Raw genomic sequence first — 482 nt, 5'->3', positions numbered from 1 at the left:
CAGGCAAAATCATCTGGCCCGACCGGCAGCTGATGCTCTACGCCCGCGATGTGCTCAGCCGCCGTCCCGGCGAGCCGGTGGTCTTCGACGTCAAGTGCAGTATGCACCTCAAGCAGGTCATCGAGGCGGCCGGTGGGCGGCCGCAGATGTCGCGCACCGGGCACTCGCTGATCAAAGCCACACTGCGCGAAACCGGTGCCCCGCTGGCCGGCGAGATGAGCGGCCACACCTTCTTCGCCGAGCGCTGGTACGGCTTCGACGACGGTCTTTACACCGGCGCGCGGCTGGTGGAGATCGTCGCCGCCGACGGCCGGCCCAGCGCCGAGATCTTCGCCGAACTGCCCGAGGGTGTCTCCACGCCGGAGCTTAAGGTGCACATCCAGGAGGGTGAACAGGTCGAGCTCATGGACGCACTGGTGACGGAAGGGCAGCGGCGGTTCACCGACGCCACCATCCACACCATCGACGGCATCCGTGTGGAG

1 protein-coding gene is annotated in these 482 nt (G+C 67.2%); it reads left to right on the top strand.

Annotated features, from left to right (window positions below; genetic code table 11):
* Positions 1 to 482 (top strand): phosphohexomutase domain-containing protein (locus tag CKO12_RS14585; RefSeq protein ID WP_476695837.1); only part of this gene is annotated, 482 nt, incomplete at both ends.

The organism is Chromatium okenii, from assembly GCF_016583745.1.
GTDB classification, from domain to species: domain Bacteria; phylum Pseudomonadota; class Gammaproteobacteria; order Chromatiales; family Chromatiaceae; genus Chromatium; species Chromatium okenii.
The sequence above is the reverse complement of the archived record's forward strand: the minus strand, read 5'-3'. Positions and strand labels throughout refer to the sequence as shown.